Source organism: Vagococcus vulneris (genome assembly GCF_003950515.1).
Taxonomy (GTDB): Bacteria; Bacillota; Bacilli; order Lactobacillales; family Vagococcaceae; genus Vagococcus; species Vagococcus vulneris.
In genome coordinates, this window is sequence record NZ_NGJS01000014.1 from 18,280 (window position 1) to 37,838 (window position 19,559).

The window sequence follows — 19,559 nt, forward strand, 5'->3', positions numbered from 1 at the left end:
CAGTGTAAACTAATTCTAACAGAATAAGAAAGGTGTGTTTTTTATGGATAATAAACCTAAAAGTACATTTAGCAAAGTTACTAAAGTTGTTATTTGGATTATGTTAATCGCCATCATCGGCAGTGCTGTTTTTACGGTGCTCGGACAATTTGGTTAAAAAATAAGCTGACAGCTCCAGACTGTCAGCTTATTTTTTATGAATTTTGATGCGCAAGCGACAACAATTCTTCGGCATGTTTCAAAGTTAAAGAGGTTACTTCACTTCCAGATAGCATACGCGCAATTTCTTTCGTTCTTTCTTGGTATGTTAATTCTCTAACAGCTGTCTCTGTTCGATTGCCAACGACCTTTTTCTCAATAAAATATTGCATGTCAGCAACAGCGGCTACTTGCGGCAGATGCGTGATACACAATACTTGAGAGTTTTTTCCTACTTGGTGAATTTTTTCTGCAATTGCTTGAGCAACGCGACCGCTAACTCCTGTATCGACTTCATCAAAAATAATACTCGTAATTGATTGACTTTGAGAAAAAATCGTCTTCAGCGCCAGCATCAATCGTGACAATTCACCGCCCGACGCTACTTTAGCTAAGGGTCTTAAAGGTTCTCCAACATTAGTTGAAATATAGAACTCTACTTTGTCACATCCATTAGCTAAATACTTCGGTAATGTCGACTCAAAGCTTACTTCAAATTTTGTATTTTCCATGTACAAACCTTTAAGTTGATTTAAAATCGCCCGCTCTAATTTTTTTGCAACTTCATGTCGCACTGAAGATAATTCTTCAGCTGCTTGCTTCAAAGTTTCCTCTAATGATGCCTTCTCAAGAATTAAAGATTCCAAGTCGACTTGCTCGCCTGTTGTATAACCTAATTCACGGTTGATTACCTCAACATAAGCTAAAATATCATCTATTGTGTCCCCGTATTTTCTTTTTAACTGTCGCAACTGATCTAGACGACCTTCAACTTCATTCAATCGTTCTTCATCCATTTCCAAAAGATCCAGCTGATTTGACAACCGTCCAGCAGCTTCTTGCAATAAATAATAACTATTTCTAATCAATTCAGTTACATCGGCATACTCTTGATCAAGCGATTCTACTTGTTCCATCTCGCTCATCACTCGACCAACTAAATCAACAACGGAGCTTTCATCACCTTCTAAAGCACTATAACTTATACTAAGCGACTGAACAATTTTTTGATAGTTTATTAATTTATTACGTTCCTCACTCAATACTTTATCTTCACCGATTTGAAGATCTGCATTTATGATTTCATCATATTGGAATTGTAGCATATCCATTCTTTGTGCAAACTCTTTTTCATGCATTTGATAGGTATTAATCTGGTCGCTCACTAATTGATAACGTTGATAAGTTTCGTGATAACGTGATAATAACGGCTGTATCTTATCTTTTTCGAAACTATCCAATAAGTGAATATGTCGTGCAGGATCCATTAATTCTTGGTGTTCGTTTTGTCCATGTATATCCACCAAACGATGACCCAACTCGCGTAAAATTTTCGTATTTACTAATTGACCGTTAATTCGACAGTTATTTCGTCCTGATTTAAAAATTTCACGTTGTAGAATTAATAAATTATCTGACATATCAATGCCGCATTCATCTAAAAAAACGGCAATATTTTTTTTATCCGGCACATAAAAAGACCCCTCAATACGGCATTTTTCTGCGCCCTCTCGAATAAAATCACTTGAACCTCTACCACCAACCAATAATCCCATGGCATCAATAATAATTGACTTTCCGGCTCCAGTTTCACCTGTTAATACTGTCATACCGTCTTTAAATTGAACGGTTAATTGAGAAATAATTGCAAAATCTTGAACGGATAATTCTTGAATCATCTTTTACACCTGCCCATAACTAAAATTAATTACTGATGTGTCAACTGTTCATGTGCCTTAGAAACAATAGTTTCTGGTGTCTCTTGAACGAGATAGCTGCCTAAACCATCAGTTGGTTTTAAGTAAGCCAAAAATTCGATATTCCCATCGCCTCCGGTAATCGGTGAGTAATCTAACGCTTCAATATTATACCCAAATGATTGGATAAAACCCAGCACGGTCTCCAAAACTGATAAATGAATTTTTTTATCACGAATAATTCCTTTTTTCCCGACTTGTTCACGACCAGCTTCAAATTGCGGTTTAATTAATGCAACAACCTGACCATGCGGTTTTAAGATATCTTTTAAAACTGGTAGAATTAGTTTCAATGAGATAAACGATACATCAATCGAAGCCATATCAGGCTGACCGAATTTAAAATCAGACAACACTGAATATCTAAAATTAGTCTTTTCCATTACGTGTACCCGCTCATCTTGGCGTAATTTCCAAGCAAGTTGATTTGATCCTACGTCCAAAGCATAGCTCATTCTAGCACCATTTTGGAGTGCACAGTCCGTGAACCCTCCAGTTGACGAACCAATATCCAATAATATCTTCCCAGTAAAATCAATATTAAACACTTTCATGGCTTTTTCTAATTTTAGACCACCGCGAGAAACATACGGTATTGTTTTACCTTTTATTTTAAGTTCTGTATTTTGCGATATTTTCTCACCAGGTTTATCATAGCGCAAATTATTCATATCATAAACTAATCCAGCCATAATAGCTCGCTTCGCTTTTTCTCTTGTTTCTGTTAATCCTTGCTGTGTAACCAGCACATCAACGCGCTCTTTTTTTATTTTATCACTCATGATTAAATTACCATCAATTCTTCTAAGATATCATCCAGCATAGTTTTACCCACTATCCCAGCTCTTTTTTTAGCATAATTCAACTGCGTTTGTGCCGCTTGGCATTTTAGTTCAAACGCTTCTTTCGCCTTTGACAAACCCAACAGCGAAACATACGTGCTTTTTTGATGCTCAAGGTCAGCACCTATTCTTTTGCCTAAGGCTTTCTCATTACCGACAACATCAAGTAAATCATCACGAATTTGAAAAGCAATACCTATTTCAACAGAAAAATCAGTTAGAAATTGATATAACTCTGAATCGGCATCTGCTAATTGACATCCAGCAGATACAGCGTATTCTATCAATGCACCCGTTTTACGACGGTGCATTAATTGCAAAGTGTTCAACTCAATTTTTTTATCTTCGTTCTCCATATCCATGACTTGACCAGAGATCATCCCGTTTATCCCGCTGGCTTTAGCTAATTTAGCAAGAAGCACAGTTTTTGTTACAGGTTCAATACCGCTGACAGCCAATAAGTGAAAGGCTTCTGTCAAAAGACCATCCCCTGCCAATATTGCTACTGCTTCACCATAAACTTTATGATTCGTGGGTTTACCTCTTCGTAAATCATCATCATCCATTGCCGGCAAATCATCATGAATCAGCGAATAGCAGTGAATCATCTCTAGTGATGCTGCTAATTGATATGACTCTTTGTTGATTGAGTAATTCAAAAAATCGAGCGTTGACAATAAAAGTAAGGGCCTAAATCTTTTTCCCCCTGCATTAATAGAATACAGCATCGCTTTTAATAATTTTTCTTCAGTAGTTTCTACAGTCAAAAATTGATTAATAGTCTTATCAATTTCAGGTACATGTAGTTGTGAGAATTCTTTAAAGGTTGTCATTTTTCCATTTCCTCAGTCTCAAACTCAACTTCTTTATCATCATCCGTCATCATTTTAGTCAATGTTGTCTCGGCAGAAGCCAGTGTTTTCTGACAAGACTGACTTAACTCGATACCTTTTTTAAATTCGGCTAACGCTTCCTCTAAGGGAACATCACCCGATTCAAGACGTTGGACAATTTCCTCTAATTCACCTAAAGACTGCTCAAATGTTTTCTTTTTATTCACCATCAATATTTACCATCTCTTTCTTCTCAATTGTTCTTACAGTAGCTCTTGCTTCGCCATCTTTCAAAACTAAGTAAATCTCATCATCTGGCTTAAGCGTCTCAACTGAACGTATTATCTGATTCTCTTTTTTCACTAATGAATATCCGCGCGTTATTGTCCGCAGTGGGCTCAAGATATCTAATTGATTGGTCGCATCACTGAAACGATCCTGCTGCATAGTCATATATTTATTCATTCCGTTAATTAATCGCTGATTTAAATATTCAACCGTCTGTACTGCTTGATTCAAACGATGTGCTGGCGAATTCAAATGCAGTTGCTGATTTAAATTAGTGTACCCTTGTTTATCTAGCGTAATTTTTTGTGTTAATTGTTTTTCCAACTCTTTTTTTAAATTATCCACTTTTAATGCATAAGGCTCATATAAACGTTGCGGCTGACGAAAGATAAACGACGCATTTAATCGATCTAACACCGCACGTTTTTTTTGAATTTCTCTTGTCATCACCTGTAGTAAGCGTCTTTTTCTATCTGATATTTTAACCAGTTCTTCTGTCAATACAGGAACAGCTAATTCAGCTGCTGCTGTAGGTGTAGCTGCACGAACATCGGCAGCCAAATCAGATAGAGTAACATCAGTCTCATGACCAACTGAAGAAATAATCGGTGTATGTGCTTCAAAAATTGCTCGCACTACAGCCTCCTCATTAAATGGCCATAAATCTTCAATTGATCCGCCTCCGCGGCCAACTATCAGTGTGTCAAATTCACTTGACTCATCGGCGCGTTTAATTTGCTTTACAATGTCAGCAGCTGCTTGATCACCTTGTACTACAGTCGGATATAATACTAATTGAACTATTGGATAGCGTCGACGTACTGTTGTAATTATATCCCGAATAACTGCACCGCTTGGGCTAGTAACGATACCTATCTTTTTAGGAAATTTAGGCAGTGATTGTTTGAAGTCCGGATTAAAAAGACCCTCTTTCAGCAATTCGGCTTTTCGCTGTTCTAGTGCTTGATACAATGCGCCTTTTCCATCAGGTTCCATATGTTCTACATAGATTTGATAATTACCGCTCGCCTCATACAGTGAGACGCGTCCAACAACCAGTACTTTCATGCCTTCCTCTGGTTTAAATTTCAGCTGCCCCGCCGCTTGTTTAAACATTACGGCTGACAATTTCGCTTTGTCATCTTTTAAACTAAAATATTGATGAGCGTTAGGGCGATATCTGAAATTTGAAATTTCACCGGTTAAAAAAACACGTTCCAAATAAGGATCTGCATCAAATTTACGCTTTAAATACTTAGTCAGAGCAGTTACAGTTAAATAGTCCGCTTGCTTCATCATCATTTTCCTTTCAATAATGCTTTACGGCCATTCATCATTGTCTGCTCCATCAGCATTGTAATTGTCATTGGACCGACACCTCCAGGGACAGGTGTAATGTATGCAGCTTTTTCACTGACAGATACAAAGTCAACATCTCCTACTAACTTACCGTCGCTATTCCGATTCATGCCAACATCTATTACAACAGCTCCTGTTTTTACATAATCAGCTGAAACCATCTCTGCACGTCCGATAGCAACCACAAGAATGTCAGCTGTTTGTGCTAATTCTTTTAGATTTCTTGTTTTAGAATGCGTCATAGTAACTGTTGCATCATTCATTAACATTAACTGCCCCATTGGTTTTCCCACAATGTTGCTTCGACCAATAATTACAACCTGCTTACCTGAAATATTGATATCATATGCTTTTAATAATTCTATAATACCATAAGGTGTGCAGGCAATTTTGTCTGGTTCACCCATAAGTAGTTTCCCCATATTCATCGGGTGAAAACCATCAACATCTTTTTCAGGATCAACAGCCAATAAAATAGCCTCTTCATTAATATGCTTAGGCAGCGGCAGTTGAACTAATATACCATCAACTGTATCATCATCGTTATACACATTAATTTTATTAAGTAATTCAGCTTCTGTAGTTGCTTCAGGCAGCTTATCAACAATTGAATGAAACCCTATTTTTTTCACAGCTCTTTCTTTATTCCTTACATAAACTTGGCTTGCAGAGTCATCTCCAACTAAAATAACAACAAGTGTCGGCAACCTTTTCCCCGCCTCTTGCCATTGGGCAACCTCTTGCGACAGCTTATTCTGCATGTTATCAGCCAATTGACGGCCATTTAATATAATCGACAATTTAAAAACCCCCTACACTCATTTACTGATATTATCTTATCATATAATTTAAAAATAATAATACTCCGTCCCTTTATAAAAAAATCGCATATCCCAAATTCTGAGATATGCGACCAACTGACTATTTGTTTTCGTTAATTTCTAACATTGCTGCCGAAAGAACTCCGTTTACAAAACGACGTGATTCATCATCACTAAATTCCTTTGTTAATTCCAATGCCTCATTCAACGATACTTTCGTCGGTACGTCTTCTAAATACAGCATTTCATAAATCGCTAAACGTAAAATAGCTAAATCTGTTTTAGCAATACGATTGATTTTCCAATTTTTTAAATACTTGACGATAACTGCATCGATTTCTGTTTCTTTTTCAGTTATTCCAGGAACAACGATAGTTAAGTATTCCGGTATTTCCGCACCATCGTTGAATTGTCTTGGAAACAACGCTAATGCATGATCTACTGCATCCTCAGCTGTCAGGTCTTCATCAAATAACTGAATAAAAATACTTTGAAACGCTAACTGTCTTAATTGATGTCTTGTTAAATCCAATTTATACTTCCTCATCTTCCGAATCAAATAACTCATCTAAATCTGGTAATGTTGTTTTTTCGGGTACGACACCAACTACATGCACGTTTACCTCAGACAATTCTAAATCTGTCATATAAAGAACTTGTTGTTTAACTTTTTCCTGCATGTCAATTGCTACTTTCGGAACCGATACACCATAATTTAAATAGCAATATAAATCAATTTTTATATTACCATTATCATTTTTTAGCGTCACACCTTTATCATGTACCGAACCGCCAAATAGTTCTGTAACATTAGATGCTAAGTTGCCGCGCATTGTGTAGACGCCTGAAACTTTAGATGCAGCGATACCTACGATTATTTCTAGTACTTCCGGCGCAACGACAATATCACCTTGAACATCATTGCCGTTACTATTCAACACTAAGTTTTTACTTTCAGCCATGTGTCTTCCTCCTTAACTTTTTTTGAGAGACATATGAACGTCTTACAGAATTATGCCTTTGTCTTTCATCTTACCTTGATATGAAAAATTAGTCCATTCTTATATTCTATAAAATAATAAGCTCTTTTGGCGAGTGTGTCAATCGTTCCATACCATTTTCAGTAATTAACATATCATCTTCAATACGAACTCCGCCAATTCCTGGCAAGTAAATTCCAGGTTCGTTTGTTATAATATTTCCTGGAACAAATGCTTTATCGGCCACTTTTGAGACATTTGGACCTTCATGAATTTCTAATCCGATACCATGACCTGTCGAATGACCGAACGCTTCACCGTATCCATGTTCTGTGATATAATCTCTGGCAACCGCATCCAGCTCTATTCCTGTCATACCTGGCTTAGCAGCTTCTAAAACGCGTTCTTGAGCGCCTAATACTATCTGATAAATTTCTTTTAATTTTTCTGATGGTTCACCAAGTGAGATTGTTCGTGTCATATCAGATACATACCCATTGTAATAACAGCCAAAGTCTATAGTAATGAAATCCCCTTGTTCAATAACTTTATCGCTTGCCACCCCATGAGGCATTGCAGAGCGCAACCCGCTCGCAACGATTGTTGTAAATGATACACCGCTAGCACCTTTTGAACGCATGAAAAAATCTAGTTCATTAGCCACTTCAATTTCCGTCAAACCAGGTTTAATATAAGTTAAAATGTGTTCAAATGCTTGATCGGCAATTTGACATGCTTGTTTCGTAATAGCAATTTCATCTGCATCTTTAACTTCACGTAATTCTTCAATCATTCCAGAAACAGGAATTAATTCTTGCTCTAACAATGTTTCCAAAACGACAAATTTATCAAATGTTAGATGACTTTCTTCAAAAGCTAAATTTTTTACAGCAGCACTTTCAACTATTTCTCCTGCTTTATTCAAAATAGGTCCGATATTTTTTTCTATTTGATATCCTTTACATTGCGCTACTGCTTGTTCTGTATAACGAAAATCTGTAATAAAATAAGCATTGTCTAAAGTAATTAAAGCTAAACCTGTTGTTCCTGTAAACCCTGTTAAATAACGCAAATTGTAAGGATTGGTGATTAAAAAGGCTTCAATTCCATCGATTTTCATTTGACTTCTTAAATTTTCAACACGCTTCATCATACTGCATCCTTCTTTCCGTTTCTTTGTTAACTCTCTCTCATTATAACAAATGGACTGCTTAAATAAAATACCAAAAAAATTAGGTGAAAAGTACTATTTTTAATTTATCAGAGTTATTAAGTATTTTAATTTTACTAAAAATTTCCCAAAACTCGCTTCAAAGTTATTTTGTATCATAGTATTAAAATAAATATTATTATTCAAAACTTTCTAACAATCATTTATACAATAAAAAAGCCTAATCCCTTAACTAGAAAGGGTTTAGGCTTATCTTTTAAAGCATTATTTAGCTACTGGATACACAGAAACTTGTGTTTTATCGCGTCCTTTACGTTCAAAACGTACAACGCCTTCCACTTTAGCATATAATGTATCGTCGCCTCCGCGACCTACGTTAGCGCCTGGATAGATTTTTGTTCCACGTTGGCGGTATAAAATTGAACCTCCAGAAACTGTTTGACCGTCAGCACGTTTAGCACCAAGACGTTTAGATTCTGAATCACGACCGTTAGTAGTTGAACCTCCACCTTTTTTATGGGCGAATAATTGTAAATTCATTTTCAACATGAGATACACCTCCTCATTTTTTTGTTAGTTGTATAAATTTTGGATACTCTTTTTCAATTTCACTTAGTCCAATAAACAGACTAGACAATAAGATTTGTGTAATATCATTTTGACGATCAGTTAAATCCTCAGGCAAAGCTGCGAATAAATAACCTTCATCTAATTCAACTATCAAATCATAACCAGCTAGTCGGCTGATACTGTTAACAGAGTTAATTGATAAAGCCGAACAAGCTGCACAAACAATGTCATACCCATAAGGTCCTGAACCTGCATGACCGCTCATCTCAAACGACACAATTCGTTTTTGTTCATCACAAAAAAACGAAACACTTATCATTTAGTACCCCACCGTTCAATTAATTATGCGTTGATAGCATCAATCATAATTTTTGTATATGGTTGACGGTGACCTTGCTTACGATGACTATCTTTTTTAGGTTTGTATTTAAAAGTAACAACTTTCTTTTGTTTTCCTTGTTTTTCAACAGTTCCTTCAACAGTTGCACCTTCGATAATTGGAGTACCAACTTTTGTTGATTCGCCACCTACTAAAATAACTTCATCAAACACAACTTTTTCACCCGCTGCTACGTCTAATTTTTCAACGTAAATAGCTTGACCTACTTCTACTTTTACTTGTTTTCCACCAGTTTTAACAATAGCGTACATGTTTGTTCCGCACCTCCTTTTCTTTACTTAGACTCGCCGGCATAAGCGACATAAATGTTCTTAAGACTTACTTCGAGCGGTTGTAGCTGTGGTGCACACAATTACAACATTAACATCATACCAAATCAAAAAAGCAAGGTCAACAACTTTCTTGCTAACTTTGCTTTTTAATATCTAATATTCGATAACATCAATGAAAAAGTCGTTTAAGCTTACTTCTTCAAAGAGTTCAGATCTCATTAATTTAGCAACATTTGCTGCCATGTAATGATTTGCATAAATCTTACCTTCTACCACCCAAGCCTCGGTAATGCCTAATAATGCATACACTAAGTAATTAGTTATTAATTCCTTAGGTAGCTTTCTAACCGGTATTGGATTAAAGTGAGACACGTGTTCCAAAATAAAGTCGTATAGGCGATCACTGAAAAGAACACGGTACATATCAGCATCATTTTCTTTTAATAGTGCAATAAAAAACTCAGGTGCTTCACCAACATATTTAAATACATTATCTAAAACCATTTGTGGAACATTCTCTTCACCATTAATTGTTGAGTAAATAATAACGTTATTATAGAAGTCCTCTATAATTTCTTCCATTATTGTTTCAATAAAAGTATCCTTGTCTTTATAGTGCAGATAAAATGTTCCTCGGGTAACCCCTGCTTGATTAGTTAAATCTTTAATGTTCATTTCACTTAACGTACGTGTTTTGAGCAACTCAAGAAAAGAGCCTCTCAATTTTTTACGAGTTTTAATAACTCGTGGATCTATTTTCCCCATTTGTGTCCTTCCCCTCAATATCATATTTTCAGATAAGTTTCCCAAACAAATCTGTTTAATCTATTATAATAGAGTATACATAAGATTATATACCAAATATGAAAAATTGTCTACTTCATTATTTCTTTTTTGTAAGATATTTTTTTAATCATTTTTTTATTTTTTAAATTTTTTAATTTTTTTAATTTTTTCTATTGACTATTGGCAGAATATTTTATATTATGTTATTTGTGCTTAAGGCAATAGGAAACCTACTTACGCTACTGTCGCAGTAGCTCAGCCGGATAGAGCATTCGCCTTCTAAGCGAACGGTCGGGGGTTCGAATCCCTCCTGCGACGTTATGAAACACTCACTAATTTCACTAGTGAGTGTTTTTTCTTGATGAGCAAAATATATAATGTAAAAAAATATTAATTACTTTTCAATTAATTATATTTTTATTTTTTTCTTTTAACTAATAGACTATTTTTCGGAAAAATGTTACAAAGAACTTACTCATTCGTTATACCTTATAACATATATTTATAAATTGTTGATCTATTAAATAAATGTAATTTTCATTTTAAAAGTATAAACCTAAATAAACGCATCTATCTTTTACTTTATTAAATAAATGTAAAAAAAATAGTCGACCCATAAAAAACGGATCGACTATTTTTATACTTATTTTATTTTTTTAATTGTCCTATTTCATCAGAGTGATGATGAGAACCAAGATTCGTTAAATCTAATTCAGTCAAATCATTCATATTTGTAATAACTACAATCATATCCAGTCCTTTACCAGCATCTAAAATACCTTGTAAATCAACTTTAGCTAATTGCGTTGCCTCAGTTACTTCTTGACCTTCTTCTACAAGCAATTCAAACGGTTTACCTTCTAATTGAACCGTATCTAACCCCATATGAAGTAATAGTTCTAAGCCAGCAGGGGTTTTAATCCCCATAGCATGTTTTGTCGGGAAGATACTCATTATTTCACCGCGAACTGGAGAATAAATATCACCTGATGTTGGTAAGACAGCAAAACCATCTCCCATCATCTTTTGTGAAAAGACTTGATCTGCAACTGCTGAAATAGGAATGACACGGCCTTCAGACACTGAATATATAGCTTCCGATATCATCTCAACATCCGTTGATACTGCTGAAATAGTTTCTTTACTATCTACAGTTGGCACACCTTCAGAATTTGAACCTGATTCTTCACCAATAACTACTTTAGGTCCTGCAGCAATAAATTCATCAATGTTCGTTTTAATATTAGCTACTTTAGGTCCAAAAATAACTTGAACTCCATTACCATTTACAACAACACCTGCTGCTCCAGCATCTTTCAGAAGAGATTGATTAACTTGCAATCCATCTTTTACATTTACTCGTAAACGTGTCGCACAGTTATCTACGTCAACTAAATTACCATTACCACCTAATCCTAATATGATTTGATACGATAACTTTTCTTCTTCTGTATACTCTTTACCATCTTTACTGTTCAGGTAGTCTTGTTTTGAGTGCAACTTAGTTTCAACATCATCGTCTTCACGACCTGGTGTTTTAATATCATATTTCTTAATAAAAAATGTAAAAACAAAATAGTAAACAAATGCATAAATGATGCCAACAAAGATAACTGGTATCCAATTTGTCATTTCTTGACCAGGTAGGATGCCATATAAAACAAAATCAAGCAAACCTCCTGAGAATGTTACACCTACTCCCACTTGCAGTATGTTCATAATAGCAAACGATAACGCTGCAAGTACACAATGTACACCAAAATACAAGAATGGCGATGCAAATAAGAATGAAAACTCTAAAGGTTCAGTGATTCCAGTGAAAATTGATGTTAACGATGCTGAAAAAAGTAATCCCTTCGTTTTCTCTTTTTTATTCGGCTTAGCTTGACGATACATTGCGTATGCCGCTGCCGGATATCCAAAAATCATAAATGGAAACATTCCCGAGAAAAACTTAGAATATTCCGGACTAATCGGAATACCTGCTCCCAATTGAGCAAACAGAATATTTTGTGCACCTTCAACTGTTTGACCATCAATCGTTGCAACTCCGCCTAAAGCTGTTTGCCAAAACGGTAAGTAAAATACATGATGCAAACCTAACGGAATCAATGCACGATAAGCAAAACCGTAGATAAATGTTCCCACAACGCCTAAATTAGCAACAAGTACACCTAGTGCGGCAATCCCAGCTGCCACAAACGGCCAAATAAAAGCAAAAATAAAACCTAACGCCACACCTGCTAATGCTGAAATAATCGGCACAAAACGAGTACCACTGAAAAACGATAGAGCATCCGGTAAATCAATCTTATAAAATTTATTGTGCAACCATGCCACAATTAAACCAACAACAATTCCACCAAAAACGCCTGTATTCATTGTATGTTCGAATCCTAATACTTGACCAATCAAACCACTTGTCTGCTCTAATTTTTTTAAATCTAAAAAATTGTCAATAACACTTGTTAATGAAGCATACATCATAATATATGCAACTACAGCAGACAAAGCTGCCACTTCTTTAACTGCTTTTGCCATACCTAATGCAACAGATACTGCAAATAGTAGTGGTAGATTGGCAAAGATAATATCTCCACAATCTTTTAAAACCGACAAAAATTTGAAAATTAGTGTCTTTTCATTTAATATATCTTGCAGATTATACGTTTTAATAAAAGCATCTCCTGTAAAAGACGCACCGACACCTAATAACAACCCTGCAACCGGTAACAGCGCAATTGGTAACATAAACGTTTTACCTATTTTTTGCAAGACTTCAAAACCTTTACCCTTCAAAAAAAAACCCCCTGATTATTCTATAATTTAAGCATATTTATAGTTGTTTTACATCAACTATAAATACTTTTATCACTTTATCATATTTACTCCTTCACTCCAATTATTCAACCGTTTTCATTACTGAAAATTTCAATGATTTTATCAAATGTTATAAATAACGATAGATAAAAACAGCCGCACTTTATGTCTATTATGCATACATTAGCGAAAATTCCATACACCAACTTACTAAGCCAAAAATTTCAGTGAGAACTAGAGATTTAAAATTAAAGTAGTCTTTTTTATACCATGTTGAAAATATTTAAAATAACACGAATAGTAGATAGTTTTCAAAAACATATAAAAAAGTCCCGTTTTTCAATTAAGAAAATCAGGACGTCATTTTGATGATTTCTATTAAATAATAATAACTAACATAAAAAAATAACTTAGTCTTCTAATTAATTATTATGATTCAGCTTCTTCTATCTCAGCAGCAACGTTAGAATAATCTATTTTTGTAGATAAAAAAGTAGCATCATTAATAGGAAAGTGCTGTTGCAATGTTTCAATATTACTTATTTCCACGATTCCTTCAGACATATCGAAATCAAGGATATGTCCACCAAAGTCATGTGAGTCGCTCAAAAAATGAAGATGGAACCCAGCAGCAGACATCCCTTGAAAAAGTGTAGGTGTATAAAATCCGACAATAGTTCCTTTAATCTCCGTTCTTTCAAACTCTGGTTGGACTTTTGAAACATCCACTAACTTTTTAAACGGTGGGAACTGCTTTGGCATGACACGAACATGCATTTTTTTAAATGTTCCAGATATTTTAACTGCTGCAAATAAGTTTTGGCTTTTTAAGTAGGTTACAACTTTTTCTTTTAATTCTTTACTTGTCATCATTTTATCAACTGGAAAAGAATTATCTACATTGAACATTGTTACTGCAGCGTATGGTGTTAACTCTTCTCCTGACAATTCAACAAGCGCCCCATTAGATTTAGCTTGGTAAGCGTGTTTATCAAGAATAATCACCTCGCCATCTAATCCATCAAGCGTACCAATACCTAAATCACCGTGTTGCAAAAGCGTCGATATTTTTTCATTTCCTTCCATCAAACCAGCCATAAGAGCACCTAAAGTTCCATGTTGAAATAAATATTTATCGTTCATACTACTTCACTCCTTATTAATAAAATTGATCTGGCAATATCGTTTTTCCAAGTTCAGCATTATCACTGTAATCAATCGGCACATCTATAACTACTGGTCCTTCTGTCGCAAAGGCGTTTTTTAAAGCTTGATCAAGTTCTATTGCCGTTGTTGCTCTTATTCCTTTGGCTCCAAAAGCTTCTGCATATTTCACGAAGTCAACAGGACCAAAATCAACACCAGATGATCGTTGATATTTCATAACTTCTTGGAATTCTACCATATTATAGTGACCATCATTCCAAATAATATGTACTATTTTTAATTTTCTTCTGACAGCTGTTTCCAGATCTTGTGCAGAGAATAGAAATCCACCATCACCTGAAACTGAAATAATTTGTGCCTCAGGGCGTACTAATGCTGCACCTATTGCCCAAGGTAGAGCAACCCCTAACGTCTGCATACCATTGCTGAATAGCAAACGTCTTGGTTCATAACTTCTAAAATGTCGTGCCATCCAGATATAATGACTACCTACGTCAACTGTTACTGTCATTTCATCTGTCACATTTGATTGTAGGACATTAATTGCTTCTAACGGATGAACTAAACCAGAATCACCCTTTTTCGTTGCTACATCACGTTCAGTTAAACGATTTTGTAAGTATATCAAATATTTTTTTGATTCCTCAGCCACTTGTTCACCACTTAATTCATCAGTTAATAAATCTAATGTTGCAGCAATATTTCCAATAAGTTCACGCTTAGGTTGCATATACGCATCAATTTCTGCAAAAGTTTCATCTATAACAATAACTTGTGCATCTTTTTCAGCATTCCAATTCCTAGCTTCATATTCAATTGGATCATAGCCGACCGCAATCACTAGATCACTTTTTTTCAGCAACATATCCCCAGGTTGATTTCTGAACAACCCGACGCGTCCAAAGAAACTGTCTTCCAAACTTCTTGAAACAACTCCAGCTGCCTGATATGTTTCTACTACTGGCAACTTAGTTTTTTCAACCAATCGACGAATCGCATTTACTTCTTTATGTCCTGAACCACGCATACCGACTAGCAGTACTGGAAGTTCGGCTTGTTCAAGTAAATCAGCTAAATATTTAATATCTGCATTTGATGCTGAACCAAGTTCAGGATCTTTTAATGGTTTAATCACATTCGTACTAACGGGTGAATCGACAACATCCTGCGGAATACTGATAAAACTGGCTCCTTTTTTCCCGCTTTTCGATAAGCGATAAGCATTAGCGATAACCTCAGAAATTGTTTCGGGATCTTGAATTTCAGCACTATACTTCGTGATAGGTTCGAATAATGCCGCATTGTCCATACTTTGATGTGTTAATTTCAATAAATCTGACCGTTTTACTTGCCCTGCTATCGCCAATACTGGATCGCCTTCAGCTGTTGCTGTCACTAAGCCCGTTGCTAAATTACTGGCTCCAGGACCACTTGTCGCTATAACAACACCTGGATTTCCAGTAATACGACCGATAGCTTGTGCCATAAATGCAGCATTTTGTTCATGCCTTGTAACAATTAATTCCGGCCCATCATCCTTTAGCGAATCAAACACACCATCAATTTTTGCACCGGGGATACCAAATACATAATCTACCTGATGATTTTTCAAACTCTGAACAATATTATCCGCGCCTTTGTTATACTCTTTTGACATGTGTACCATTCCCCCTGAACGTTTATTTTAAAGGTTTAACAATAATATATACACTTGATATATAATACAGTTTTCAAATCTGTTTTATATTATAACTCTAATTATTTAATTTGTTAAGCCATTTACTGAAAAAAATAAAAAAAGCTGATAAATTAATATCAGCTTTCCTAATTACCCTACCAGAACGTTCTCTTTAGGGTACGAAATATTCTTAATAGATGCTTTACGTGATCGGTTTATTAAAGAAAAACTAACTGTATATAATCCGACTCGACCAATGAACATCAAAAAAATAATTAATATTTTACCAAAATAAGTCAAATCCGGGGTCAACCCCATCGTCAACCCTACTGTTGCAAAAGCTGACACAACCTCAAATAAGACATACTCAATACCGGAGTTTTGTGGAATTGTTTCTGTTAATGATAGGACAAGTGAACTTACAAAGCAAAGCATACTTGCAAAAAAAACTAAAACAAAAGATTTTAAAACTGTAGCTGTTGGGACTGTTCTCTCAAATCCTTCCGCAGATTCTCGGCCCTTAAATAAACTGATAACCTGCAATCCCAAAACACCAATTGTAGTTGTTTTAACACCACCGGCTGTCGAACCAGAAGTCCCTCCAATAAACATTAGAACAATCGTCAACATAATACCAGCATAACTAAAATCACCATAATCAATTGAGACAAACCCTGCAGTCCTTGGTGTCACACTTAGAAAGAAGCTGTTAGCTAATCTGGCAATTATAGATCCGTTCTTTTGCACATCGGTAAAGTAAAAAATAATAAAACCAATTGCTAACAATGATCCTGTCACAATTAATGCTAAACGTGTGTGCAAACTTAATCGTTTGGTTTCTTTAAAATGAATCAAATCATACCAGACAATAAACCCAAATCCACCAGCAACAATCAATAACGAGATGATCACTAGAATATACGGATTATCTCGGTAACTGATTAAACTATTGCCAAACAAATCAAAACCGGCATTACAAAAAGCTGAAATAGAGTGAAAAATGCTGAAAAAAACACCTTTCTTCACACCGTATTCAGGAATAAATTGAAACGACAATAGTAAAGCACCAACGGCTTGAACGGTCAAAGAAAACTTTAAAACAAAAGTTAATAAGCGAATAATACCGCCATGACTATCCGCATTTAGCATATCTTTAATAACAAGTCTGGACTGAAATGACACTCGCTTCTTCAATAAAATAGCTATCATTAAGAAAACTGACATAAATCCCAATCCGCCAAGTTCAATTAAAATCATCATAATCGTATGACCCATAGAATTAAAAACCTCAGAAACATTGACAGGAGTTAATCCAGTCACACAAACAGATGAGGTTGCAATAAATAATGCATCAATAAAACTAATGGTCTGACCTGGCTTTTGAGAAAAAGGCAACCATAATAAAAAAGCCCCTAGAAAAATAATTACAACAAACATAAGTGTAATAAATTGAACCGTACTCATCCTCGGAACTAACGATTCTTTTCGTTTAAACATAGTTGTTCTCCTTAAATTTATAATAGATATAGCCATTGTACACGGGTAACGAACACTGTTCAATCTTTTATAAGAATATTGCTATCCATATAAATCGACAACTACTGATTTTTAATTGTACAATATGAAGAACGGCAATTAAAAAAGGAGAAATGCTGTGAAAATTACTAACAATATAATTCATTTTGAACTAAAGATGTCTGGTGATATTTATCGATGAATCCTTAATATCGAACTAGAAAAGTCACCGTTTTTTAAGAAGAAACGATTAATAACCAAAAGCAGAATGAGCAAAGATAATGTTATATTCATCAAAAGAAAAGATCACACGTTTCTAAAACTGCTTATCTTAAAACAAAAATATAAATTTAGCCAGCCTGTACTTGGATTATCGTGGTGTCACGGTTAATTTTTTTCTTTCTAGAGATATGATTAATGCTGAAGATTGTATCATGGTCCGTCCTGATTACATTCTCTCCACTGAAGATCCTTACCTAGCTGTGATTAATGATTGCTATACTGCATTACTTTTGATGAAAGAAAATGTTGAGCAATTAGGTATTAGTGATGATTAATTATTCGTCGATGTCTAAAAATGCTGGCGGTAGTTTAATGGCCAGAGACAACAAGCAGGTTAAGATTGCTTTTCAAATTCCTATTTATCCGATGATTGATGATCGAATGACAACTAAATCAATGTAGTACAACGATGCACCTGTTTAGAATGAAAACAAAATAAAATAGCTAGGAATTTAGGTAAACCGATAAGCCATAACCAAATGTTCGACTCTCGCAAGAGAAACGAATTACCTAGAATTTCCACTCATACTAACTTTTGTCGGAAATATTAATCCCTTTAAAGATGACACTGTCATTTGATCTTTAAAATTAACTTTAGAGGACTTTTAATTTATTTCTATGTATCATTTACCTTTTTATTTTAATTTCATATAATATACTTGTGGTTTTAATTTGATACAGGAGGATATCATATATGATTACAAATTTTAGAGACTTAGGTGGCTTAAAAACTAGAAATAACCAAACAGTTAAGAGCAATCGTTTACTACGATCTGGAGAACTTTATCAGTTAAACGAAAATGATATTAAACTTTTACGAAAACATCAATTGACAAAAATCGTTGATTTTAGAAGTGAGCGTGAAATTAGTGAGCATCCCGATACACAATTAGAAGGTACATCCTACCTTCACATTGATTTATTAGGAAGTACAGATACTGGTAGCGCAAGTCTAGATGATTTTGTGAAATTAGATGATTTTTCTCAAGTATCTTCATATATGGAAACAATTTACAAAGAATTAATTTTAGACGAATCAGTTCAAAATGGATATAAAAGATTTTTAAACACATTAATGTTTGAGCACGGCAGTACTATTTTTCACTGCTTTGCTGGTAAAGATCGTACAGGCATTGGTGCTATGCTGATTTTAGAGATACTAGGAGTCTCTAGAGAGGATATCTATACGGATTATTTAAAAACCAATACTTCTCGAAAACAAGCAAACGAACAAATGATTGCTGAAATCAATAAACAACATTCACTATCTGATTCCCAAAAATCTACATTGCTGATTGCGCTAGAAGTAAAAAAAGAGTACTTAGACAGTGCTTATCAAATCATTGATTCTCAATTTGGTGGCATCGATAATTATATTAAAGAAATCATCGGTTGGTCTAAGGAAGATATCGATCAATTTAAAACATACTATTTAAATTAATTAACAAAACACCGCTCATCTAAATCATGAACGGTGTTTTGTTATAAAAAAAAGAACCAACGATTGCTCGCTGATTCTTGTTAAGTTTTAATTAGTCTTTAGTTACGTTAGCTGCTTGAGGTCCACGGTCAGTTTCTTCCACTTCAAAAGTAACTGCTTGTCCTTCTTCTAAAGTTTTAAATCCGTCACCTTCAATTGCTGAGAAATGTACAAATACGTCATTTCCTTCTTCTTGTTGGATAAATCCAAAACCTTTTTCAGCGTTAAACCATTTAACTGTTCCTTGAGCCATGTTATTTTCCTCCTCGTGCCTTAAGCACATAATGATATTTGTAATTCTTGCTTTCGGTCGATAGAGGTGCTACCTTTTTGAAACAAC

22 protein-coding genes, 1 tRNA gene and 1 other annotated feature are annotated in these 19,559 nt (G+C 34.9%); of the genes, 5 read left to right on the top strand and 18 right to left on the bottom strand.

Going from position 1 to position 19,559, the window contains the following annotated elements; genetic code table 11:
- The first annotated feature begins 43 nt into the window (after nucleotides 1-43).
- On the top strand, nucleotides 44-157 hold the full coding sequence (locus CBF37_RS09075; protein WP_125984432.1) for a DUF4044 domain-containing protein: 114 nt from the start codon (nucleotides 44-46) through the stop codon (nucleotides 155-157).
- 37 nt (nucleotides 158-194) lie between these two features.
- Here the strand turns inward: CBF37_RS09075 and recN are convergent, their stop codons facing one another.
- The 13 genes from recN to CBF37_RS09140 all read right to left on the bottom strand — a co-directional run bounded on the left by recN (nucleotide 195) and on the right by CBF37_RS09140 (nucleotide 10,256).
- Nucleotides 195-1,877 (bottom strand): DNA repair protein RecN, encoded by a 1,683-nt coding sequence (recN, locus tag CBF37_RS09080; protein WP_125984433.1) that lies wholly within the window; start codon nucleotides 1,875-1,877, stop codon nucleotides 195-197.
- A gap of 29 nt (nucleotides 1,878-1,906) precedes the next feature.
- Nucleotides 1,907-2,725 (bottom strand): TlyA family rRNA (cytidine-2'-O)-methyltransferase, encoded by an 819-nt coding sequence (locus CBF37_RS09085; RefSeq protein ID WP_206168062.1) that lies wholly within the window; start codon nucleotides 2,723-2,725, stop codon nucleotides 1,907-1,909.
- A gap of 14 nt (nucleotides 2,726-2,739) precedes the next feature.
- On the bottom strand, nucleotides 2,740-3,630 hold the full coding sequence (locus CBF37_RS09090) for a polyprenyl synthetase family protein (protein ID WP_125984435.1): 891 nt from the start codon (nucleotides 3,628-3,630) through the stop codon (nucleotides 2,740-2,742).
- The gene (locus CBF37_RS09095; RefSeq protein WP_125984436.1) at nucleotides 3,627-3,860 is read right to left on the bottom strand and encodes an exodeoxyribonuclease VII small subunit; all 234 of its coding nucleotides are present in this window, start codon (nucleotides 3,858-3,860) and stop codon (nucleotides 3,627-3,629) included. Before CBF37_RS09095 ends, CBF37_RS09090 begins: the two co-directional genes overlap by 4 nt.
- Complete coding sequence (gene xseA / locus CBF37_RS09100) at nucleotides 3,850-5,214, bottom strand: exodeoxyribonuclease VII large subunit (protein WP_125984467.1); 1,365 nt, start codon at nucleotides 5,212-5,214, stop codon at nucleotides 3,850-3,852. Before xseA ends, CBF37_RS09095 begins: the two co-directional genes overlap by 11 nt.
- A gap of 2 nt (nucleotides 5,215-5,216) precedes the next feature.
- Entirely contained in the window at nucleotides 5,217-6,077 is an 861-nt protein-coding gene (gene folD, locus CBF37_RS09105; protein ID WP_125984437.1) for a bifunctional methylenetetrahydrofolate dehydrogenase/methenyltetrahydrofolate cyclohydrolase FolD, read from the bottom strand.
- Nucleotides 6,078-6,198: 121 nt separating this feature from the next.
- Complete coding sequence (gene nusB, locus CBF37_RS09110; protein WP_125984438.1) at nucleotides 6,199-6,645, bottom strand: transcription antitermination factor NusB; 447 nt, start codon at nucleotides 6,643-6,645, stop codon at nucleotides 6,199-6,201.
- Entirely contained in the window at nucleotides 6,632-7,060 is a 429-nt protein-coding gene (locus CBF37_RS09115; protein ID WP_125984439.1) for an Asp23/Gls24 family envelope stress response protein, read from the bottom strand. The genes nusB and CBF37_RS09115 overlap by 14 nt, the downstream gene beginning before the upstream one ends.
- Before the next feature lie 106 nt (nucleotides 7,061-7,166).
- Nucleotides 7,167-8,231 (bottom strand): M24 family metallopeptidase, encoded by a 1,065-nt coding sequence (locus tag CBF37_RS09120; protein ID WP_206168060.1) that lies wholly within the window; start codon nucleotides 8,229-8,231, stop codon nucleotides 7,167-7,169.
- Between the two features lie 282 nt (nucleotides 8,232-8,513).
- The gene (gene rpmA / locus CBF37_RS09125; RefSeq protein WP_125984441.1) at nucleotides 8,514-8,798 is read right to left on the bottom strand and encodes a 50S ribosomal protein L27; all 285 of its coding nucleotides are present in this window, start codon (nucleotides 8,796-8,798) and stop codon (nucleotides 8,514-8,516) included.
- 13 nt (nucleotides 8,799-8,811) lie between these two features.
- Nucleotides 8,812-9,138 carry a ribosomal-processing cysteine protease Prp gene (locus CBF37_RS09130; RefSeq protein WP_125984442.1) on the bottom strand — a complete coding sequence of 109 codons (327 nt, stop codon included), beginning with the start codon at nucleotides 9,136-9,138 and terminating at the stop codon, nucleotides 8,812-8,814.
- Between the two features lie 23 nt (nucleotides 9,139-9,161).
- The gene (rplU, locus tag CBF37_RS09135; RefSeq protein ID WP_125984443.1) at nucleotides 9,162-9,470 is read right to left on the bottom strand and encodes a 50S ribosomal protein L21; all 309 of its coding nucleotides are present in this window, start codon (nucleotides 9,468-9,470) and stop codon (nucleotides 9,162-9,164) included.
- Between the two features lie 19 nt (nucleotides 9,471-9,489).
- Nucleotides 9,490-9,562, bottom strand: a sequence feature (ribosomal protein L21 leader region).
- 82 nt (nucleotides 9,563-9,644) lie between these two features.
- The gene (locus CBF37_RS09140; RefSeq protein WP_165866681.1) at nucleotides 9,645-10,256 is read right to left on the bottom strand and encodes a TetR/AcrR family transcriptional regulator; all 612 of its coding nucleotides are present in this window, start codon (nucleotides 10,254-10,256) and stop codon (nucleotides 9,645-9,647) included.
- 265 nt (nucleotides 10,257-10,521) lie between these two features.
- Between CBF37_RS09140 and CBF37_RS09145 the strand changes: the two genes are divergently transcribed.
- Nucleotides 10,522-10,595: transfer RNA gene (locus CBF37_RS09145), tRNA-Arg, on the top strand.
- 330 nt (nucleotides 10,596-10,925) lie between these two features.
- Here the strand turns inward: CBF37_RS09145 and CBF37_RS09150 are convergent.
- From CBF37_RS09150 to CBF37_RS09165, 4 genes are all read right to left on the bottom strand, one after another.
- Nucleotides 10,926-13,076, bottom strand: a complete 2,151-nt coding sequence (locus tag CBF37_RS09150; protein ID WP_125984445.1) for a PTS sugar transporter subunit IIABC — start codon at nucleotides 13,074-13,076, stop codon at nucleotides 10,926-10,928.
- A 450-nt stretch (nucleotides 13,077-13,526) separates the two neighbouring features.
- The gene (gene budA / locus CBF37_RS09155) at nucleotides 13,527-14,240 is read right to left on the bottom strand and encodes an acetolactate decarboxylase (protein WP_125984446.1); all 714 of its coding nucleotides are present in this window, start codon (nucleotides 14,238-14,240) and stop codon (nucleotides 13,527-13,529) included.
- A 16-nt stretch (nucleotides 14,241-14,256) separates the two neighbouring features.
- Complete coding sequence (gene alsS, locus CBF37_RS09160; protein WP_125984447.1) at nucleotides 14,257-15,921, bottom strand: acetolactate synthase AlsS; 1,665 nt, start codon at nucleotides 15,919-15,921, stop codon at nucleotides 14,257-14,259.
- 171 nt (nucleotides 15,922-16,092) lie between these two features.
- Nucleotides 16,093-17,475, bottom strand: a complete 1,383-nt coding sequence (locus CBF37_RS09165; protein WP_125984448.1) for a TrkH family potassium uptake protein — start codon at nucleotides 17,473-17,475, stop codon at nucleotides 16,093-16,095.
- A 347-nt stretch (nucleotides 17,476-17,822) separates the two neighbouring features.
- Here CBF37_RS09165 and CBF37_RS09170 point away from each other — a divergent pair, with 347 nt between their 5' ends.
- The 3 genes from CBF37_RS09170 to CBF37_RS09175 all read left to right on the top strand — a co-directional run bounded on the left by CBF37_RS09170 (nucleotide 17,823) and on the right by CBF37_RS09175 (nucleotide 19,180).
- Complete coding sequence (locus CBF37_RS09170; protein WP_125984449.1) at nucleotides 17,823-18,014, top strand: alpha/beta hydrolase fold domain-containing protein; 192 nt, start codon at nucleotides 17,823-17,825, stop codon at nucleotides 18,012-18,014.
- Nucleotides 18,007-18,141, top strand: a complete 135-nt coding sequence (locus tag CBF37_RS11790; protein ID WP_165866682.1) for an alpha/beta hydrolase — start codon at nucleotides 18,007-18,009, stop codon at nucleotides 18,139-18,141. The genes CBF37_RS09170 and CBF37_RS11790 overlap by 8 nt, the downstream gene beginning before the upstream one ends.
- 292 nt (nucleotides 18,142-18,433) lie before the next feature.
- Nucleotides 18,434-19,180, top strand: a complete 747-nt coding sequence (locus CBF37_RS09175) for a tyrosine-protein phosphatase (protein WP_125984450.1) — start codon at nucleotides 18,434-18,436, stop codon at nucleotides 19,178-19,180.
- Between the two features lie 91 nt (nucleotides 19,181-19,271).
- On the opposite strand, the gene CBF37_RS09180 is transcribed toward CBF37_RS09175, so the two are convergent.
- Nucleotides 19,272-19,472, bottom strand: coding sequence for a cold-shock protein (locus CBF37_RS09180; protein ID WP_125984451.1), 201 nt, complete (start codon nucleotides 19,470-19,472; stop codon nucleotides 19,272-19,274).
- Nucleotides 19,473-19,559: the final 87 nt, after the last annotated feature.